At 40.0% G+C, this 6,498-nt stretch carries 6 protein-coding genes; 4 read left to right on the forward strand and 2 right to left on the reverse strand.

Annotated features, from left to right (window positions below; genetic code table 11):
* Positions 1-39: 39 nt before the first annotated feature.
* Entirely contained in the window at positions 40-975 is a 936-nt protein-coding gene (locus tag LEP1GSC203_RS16180; RefSeq protein ID WP_002975105.1) for a family 2A encapsulin nanocompartment shell protein, read from the forward strand.
* Complete coding sequence (locus tag LEP1GSC203_RS16185) at positions 962-2,470, forward strand: family 2A encapsulin nanocompartment cargo protein cysteine desulfurase (protein WP_002975033.1); 1,509 nt, start codon at positions 962-964, stop codon at positions 2,468-2,470. Before LEP1GSC203_RS16180 ends, LEP1GSC203_RS16185 begins: the two co-directional genes overlap by 14 nt.
* A 1-nt stretch (position 2,471) precedes the next feature.
* Here the strand turns inward: LEP1GSC203_RS16185 and epsC are convergent, their stop codons facing one another.
* Positions 2,472-3,338 carry a serine O-acetyltransferase EpsC gene (gene epsC / locus LEP1GSC203_RS16190; protein ID WP_002975122.1) on the reverse strand — a complete coding sequence of 289 codons (867 nt, stop codon included), beginning with the start codon at positions 3,336-3,338 and terminating at the stop codon, positions 2,472-2,474.
* Between the two features lie 143 nt (positions 3,339-3,481).
* Between epsC and LEP1GSC203_RS16195 the strand changes: the two genes are divergently transcribed.
* Together LEP1GSC203_RS16195 and LEP1GSC203_RS16200 are read left to right on the forward strand one after the other, a co-directional pair.
* Complete coding sequence (locus LEP1GSC203_RS16195) at positions 3,482-5,359, forward strand: ABC-F family ATP-binding cassette domain-containing protein (RefSeq protein WP_002974990.1); 1,878 nt, start codon at positions 3,482-3,484, stop codon at positions 5,357-5,359.
* On the forward strand, positions 5,356-5,922 hold the full coding sequence (locus LEP1GSC203_RS16200) for an MASE1 domain-containing protein (protein ID WP_039938238.1): 567 nt from the start codon (positions 5,356-5,358) through the stop codon (positions 5,920-5,922). Before LEP1GSC203_RS16195 ends, LEP1GSC203_RS16200 begins: the two co-directional genes overlap by 4 nt.
* Here the strand turns inward: LEP1GSC203_RS16200 and LEP1GSC203_RS16205 are convergent.
* On the reverse strand, positions 5,919-6,498 hold a 580-nt coding region (locus LEP1GSC203_RS16205; RefSeq protein WP_002975110.1), incomplete at its 5' end, for an integrase core domain-containing protein. The two genes, LEP1GSC203_RS16200 and LEP1GSC203_RS16205, sit on opposite strands and share 4 nt — an antisense overlap.

The raw sequence follows: 6,498 nt of genomic DNA on the forward strand, positions 1-6,498 counted from the left end.
TCATCAGTTAATGATCCATTTCCGAAAAAGAGGTCATTTATGGCAGAACAAACCCAACACGCATTGGGAGATTTAGCCGCTCGCCAACTGGCAAATACGGTCAAAACAAATGCACAATATGGTGCAATCACCCCGCGCTTTTTAGTCAGGTTACTTGACTGGAAACCATTAGAAGCTGGGGTTTTACGTGTCAACCGAGTTAAGTCCAATACACATGTTGATGTTCTATGTGGTCAAAAGGGAGAACAAGAACTTCCAGAAACATTTGTTAACTACGAAGAAAAACCTCGCGAATACACTCTCAGTTTAATTTCTACAATCCTTGATGTACAAACAAGAGTCTCTGATTTATATAGTTCTCCTCATGAACAAATTAACGAACAACTTCGGTTAGCCATTGAAAGTGTAAAAGAAAAACAAGAACTCGAACTAATTAATAATGAAGATTATGGACTATTAAAAAATGTTCCCACTCACCAAAGAATTAGTACAAGAAAAGGTCCGCCTACTCCTGATGATTTAGATGATTTGATTACAAAAGTTTGGAAAGAACCTTCTTTCTTTTTAGCACATCCTTTAGCGATTGCCGCTTTTGGTCGTGAGTGTACAAGAAGAGGAGTTCCACCGGCCACCGTTACCATGTTTGGTGCTCAATTCTTAACTTGGAGAGGACTCCCACTCATTCCTACTGACAAACTTCTTGTGAATGGTGAAACAAATCCAAAATCAGCGACTGGAACTTCTAATATCTTACTTCTTAGAGTCGGTGAAAAAAAACAAGGTGTTGTTGGACTTTTCCAATCAAATTTACCAGGGGAACAAACTCCAGGCCTTTCGGTTCGCTTTATGGGAATTAACAGATCTGCAATTGGTTCGTATTTGATTTCTCTTTACTGCTCCGCAGCCATACTTACGGACGATGCCATAGCGGCACTAGACAACGTAGATGTGGGAAATTATTATGAATACAAATGATCCGAGTTTTCTAAAACTTAACCCGGATTCAATCACAGATGGTATCGGAGCGAATTTTCCTGATGAAAGGTCGCTCGAAAAGTTGGCTCGGGAAATGTTTGGCGTATTGCAATCATTTGGCGGAAGTAATATTCCCACAAATGTTTTGTCTTCTCAGAATGTTCAGAAAGAGACATTACCTTACTTAGAAGATTTGAAATTAACGGAAACAGGTTTTTCCTACTCCAATTTTCAATCATTCCCAATCACCAACATACCACAGTCAGGTGGCGGAAACATTGTTTCAGCAAGAAGGGATTTTCCCATCCTAACTGAAACTGTCAATGGGAAACCGTTGGTTTGGCTCGACAATGCGGCGACCACCCAAAAGCCAACTTCCGTGATCGAAAGGTTATCTCATTTTTACTTACATGAGAATTCCAATATCCATCGTGCGGCTCATACTCTTGCTGCAAGATCTACTGATGCTTATGAAAAAGCAAGGTCTCTTGTCCAAGGATTTATCGGAGCAGGTAGTGTAGAGGAAATTGTTTTTGTGAGAGGAACCACGGAAGGAATCAACCTCCTTTCCAACATCCTATCCGACAAACAGATACAGGCTGGTGATGAAATTCTAATCACCCACTTAGAACACCACGCAAACATAGTTCCTTGGCAGATGGTCTGCGCGAAAAAGGGTGCGAAGTTAAAAGTGGCTCCTGTGGATGATTCGGGACAAATCATTTTAAGTGAATACGAACGACTGTTAAATTCTAAAACAAAAATTGTATCGATCACACAAGTATCCAATGCATTAGGAACTGTGGTTCCTGTAGAAGAGATGACAAGGTCGGCTCATAAAGTGGGGGCTCTTGTGATAGTGGATGGCGCACAGTCTGTTTCTCATATGCCAGTGAACGTACAAGAGATCGACTGCGACTTCTTCGTGTTTAGTGGTCATAAACTTTTTGCCCCTACAGGGATCGGTGTGGTTTACGGGAAAAAAGCCATCTTAGACAGTTTGCCTCCCTGGCAAGGGGGAGGGAATATGATTAAGGATGTCAACTTTGATCACACTACTTTTCAAGAAGCACCTTTCCGATTTGAAGCAGGAACTGGTAACATTGCGGATGCGGTCGGACTCGGAGCTGCTATTGAATATCTAAACAAGTTCGGGATGAAACAAATTTCTGCATTTGAACACGATCTATTGGAATATGGCACCAAAGAACTGTTAAAGGTACCAGGACTTCGTTTGATAGGAACTGCTAAAGACAAAGCTGGTGTTTTATCGTTTGTGGTGAATGGATTCAAAACGGAAGAAATTGGAAAACGATTGGCAGAAGAAGGAATTGCTGTACGAGCAGGTCACCATTGTGCGCAACCGATTTTGCGAAGATTTGGATTGGAATCCACAGTGAGACCATCACTTGCCTTTTACAATTCTTGTGAAGACATTGATGCTCTGATACGAGTGTTGTTTCAATTAGGAAGTCGGAACCGGATTGGAATTTAGTTCAAATAGTAAAATCTAGTCCCTGGATTTCGTTCGAACTTCTCACTCTCACTTCTGATTTCTGATACACAACGGAATACGGAGGAATGCTTTGGGTAATCCATGCATTTCCTCCGATGATTGACTGTTTGCCGATGACAGTTTCTCCACCTAGGATCGTGGCTCCCGCATAAATCACCACTCCCTCTTCAATCGTAGGATGACGTTTTTGTTTCGCCAAAGACTTGTTTACCGATAAAGCTCCGAGAGTGACACCTTGGTAAATTTTTACGTTGTCGGCAATTTGAGTAGTTTCTCCAATCACAATCCCCGTCCCATGATCCATAAAAAAAGCTCTGCCAATTTCTGCCCCTGGATGGATATCAATTCCAGTAGCTTCGTGAGCCACACCCGATAGTAGTTTAGGGAAAATGGGTAAGGAAGATTTAAAAAAATAATTTGCCACTCGATGGACAGCACCAGCGTAGAACCCTGAATAGGCGAGAATTACTTCATGGATACTTTCAGCAGCCGGATCTCCTAAGAAGGCAGCTTCGGCATCTTCCCACATCCATTGGTACAAACCAGGAAGTTTAGCAACAAAGTTATGCAAAATATCATCCAATGCGACAACACGACCAAATTCTCTATCCGCATAAGAGGCGTAAGGTTCTAGTAGATTTTTCCAACGGATACGAAAGAGTTCCAATTGATCCATGATTTGGTCCTTGGAGGAAAAATTACGCTCCGAATGGTATCCAGAAAATAGAATCGAAAACAATTCTTCTAAAAAGCGGCTGGCCACTTGTTTTCCACCCACTACGGATTCAGGGATGGATTGGCGATTCAGTATGGATGTATAAAATTCGTCTTGTCCGTTCGATAACATATCACTCTACTAAGAAGTTTTGTCGAAATGAGTGAATTCTAAAAAAGAAGGGACTACAAAAACCAAATCAAAGTCGATAAATCAGATGTACATTCATGCCAAAATATTGAATGAGATTGTCCATTTGACCCTATTTCCATCTCATGGACATTGTGCTAGTCTCTGTTTCCAAACTTTCCAAAACCATCGGCGAAAAAAAACTCTTTCAAAACCTTGATTTTTCTATAAGTGAAGGAGAAAAACTCGCCATTGTTGGTATCAATGGATCGGGTAAATCCACCCTACTTCGTGCCATTCTCGGTAAAGAAGAAACGGACTCCGGCCAAATCATCAAAAACAATAATCTTAAAATCTCTATCCTGGACCAAAATCCTGTTTTTGACCAAAAGGAAACCATCCTCGATCATATCTACAAAGGGGACAACAAACTAGTCAAAACCATTCGCCAGTATGAAGACATCTGCGAAAGAATGAGTGAAGGTGTAGAGGGACTCGATGATGAGTTTACAGAAATTTCCGGGGAAATGGACAGACTGTCCGCATGGGATTACGAACAACAAGTTAAATCCATATTACGCGAATTAGGTGTCGAAAAATTAGAAAGAAAAATGTCAGAGTTATCGGGAGGAATGCTTAAAAAAGTAGAGCTCGCTAAATCACTCATTGATGAAAGTAATTTACTCATTTTAGATGAACCCACAAACCATTTGGATGTAAAATCCATTCTATGGTTAGAAGATTATTTGGCGGGACTAGATAAAGCCATCCTTCTCATCACCCACGACCGTTATTTTCTCGACCGTATTGTGAATAAAATTTTGGAACTTGATCGGGGTAGTCATTTTCTTTATGACGGAAACTATTCCATTTATTTGGAACGAAAAGTAGAAAGAGAAGAAACCCTTCAAAAACAAGAAGACAAAATCAAACAATTTTTGAAACAAGAAGTGAAATGGCTAAAACGCCAACCAAAGGCACGCTCTACAAAACAAAAAGCAAGAATTGAACGCGCCGGTGAACTACAAAATAGAGAAAAACGCGAAGAACAAAAAGACTTAGAACTAAGTGTAGCAGCCAAACGCCAAGGGAAAACCATTTTAGAAATTCATAATCTAAAAAAAGCCATTGCTGATAAATTACTCATCAATGACTTTACCTATACTTTTAAAGCCAAAGAAAGACTCGGTGTGATTGGACCCAATGGCATTGGAAAATCAACACTGCTCAATTTGATGGCAGGTCGCATTACGCCCGATAGTGGATACATCAAACCTGGAATGAATACCAAGGTGGGTTACTTTGATCAAACGAGCTCAGAGTTACCACTGGATCGCAATGTTCTTGATTATATCAAAGATGTCGCCGGGGAAATGATTGAAACTGAATCAGGCGAAAAAATCTCTGCAGCAAAGATGTTGGAAAGGTTTCTCTTTGATGGAAAGTTGCAATACACGCCGATCGCCAAACTTTCAGGAGGAGAAAGACGTAGGCTTTTTCTTGTTCAAATCCTCATGACAGGGCCAAATTTTCTCATTTTAGATGAACCAACCAATGATTTAGACATTCAAACACTTTCTGTTTTGGAATCTTTCTTAGATGAATTTCCAGGAACTGTTGTGATCGTATCCCATGATCGATATTTCCTCGACCGCACGGCAGAGAGCCTTCTCATTTTCCGAAAAGAGGGAAAACTTGACCATTATATCGGAACTTTTTCTTCCTTCTTAGAAACCGATTCTTTGGAATTGGAAAGTGAACCCAGTTCCCCAAAACAAACCGTAGCTCCGCCAGTGACAGTGACAGCGGGGAAACCACAAAAATCCAAACAAGACCTAAAGAAACTTTCAAAATTAGAATCAGAGATAGCAAAGTTAGAGACAACGAAAGTAGAATTAGAAAAGAAATTGAGTACATTCGCAAATGATCATACGGAACTTAGCAAAATAACGGAAGAAATCCAAAAGATAGAGTCGGAAATTCTTTACAAAATGGAGGAATGGGAAATGCTTCATTCCGAATGAAGACTGTCCTATATACGAGAATTTTTATTTGGACACCCATCATCTTTATTGGGTACTTCATCTCAGCTCAAATTGGTTTTAAAATTGCCTTTTTAAATAGCCAAGTATCACCTGTTTGGCCCCCGGAAGGTGTGGGCCTTGCCTCTCTCCTACTCCTTGGTCCTGTAGCAATCCCTGGAATTTACTTAGGTGCTACACTTGCTAACTTTTTCAATAACCCGCATTTACCAACGGCATTTATAATTGGAATTGGAAATACTCTTAGTAGTTATATAAATTATAGGATCATAAGAGGGGTCACTGAAAAAAGTGATCCCATCTATTCAACCAAAGACTTAATATATTTTCTTAGTATTGGAACAATTCCTGGATCCCTTGTCAGTACAGTGCTCGGAGTTACTAGTTTATGGTATTGGGATTTTTTAACTTCAGAACTTTATTTCAATGTATTCTTTACTTGGTTTTCTGGAGAGATGTTAGGTTTTCTCATTGTGGCACCTGAGTGTACTCGTACATCCTTTACAGTTTTGTCTCAATACATACTTTACATAAAGATGCATTAAAATCCTGATTCAGACGGTAATGAGGATTGCATTGGATTTTTAAAATGCAACAACTTTCCCGTATACAAATCGATCACACCAAGGCTAACTCCATAAAAATGAATCTTTACATGCCTGTCCGAGATTTCCTCTAAACCAACTTCTTCATCTGCTAACGCGGAAGATAGAAAGATCCGATGGCCTTCAATATGAAGATTCCCTATGTCATTGATTTCTCCAATCATGATGTTTGTTGGATAAGAAGCTTTTACAATCCGTTTTGGGAATTTCCTTTTCGACTTTTGGTAATGGTTAGCAGGAAAAGAATTTTGAATTCCTTCATGTGGTCTTAGGTAATTGAATTCTTTCTGAAAATCTCGAAATGCTTTTTGTTGTGTCTCTAAGCTAGACCTTGGAGGCAAAGCCGTTTCTTCCTTTAAGGTTTTATGCATTCTTTCATGCCTACCATTTTGTTGTGGTTTGCCTGGTTCAATCCGCTCCAACTTGATTCCCAGTTTGATCCACCATACAGAAAGTTTACTAAGCCCTGCCAGCGCATTCGAGGCAAATGGTGGACCGTTGTCAGTTCGAATGGCA

The organism is Leptospira terpstrae serovar Hualin str. LT 11-33 = ATCC 700639, from assembly GCF_000332495.1.
Lineage (GTDB): Bacteria > Spirochaetota > Leptospiria > Leptospirales > Leptospiraceae > Leptospira_A > Leptospira_A terpstrae.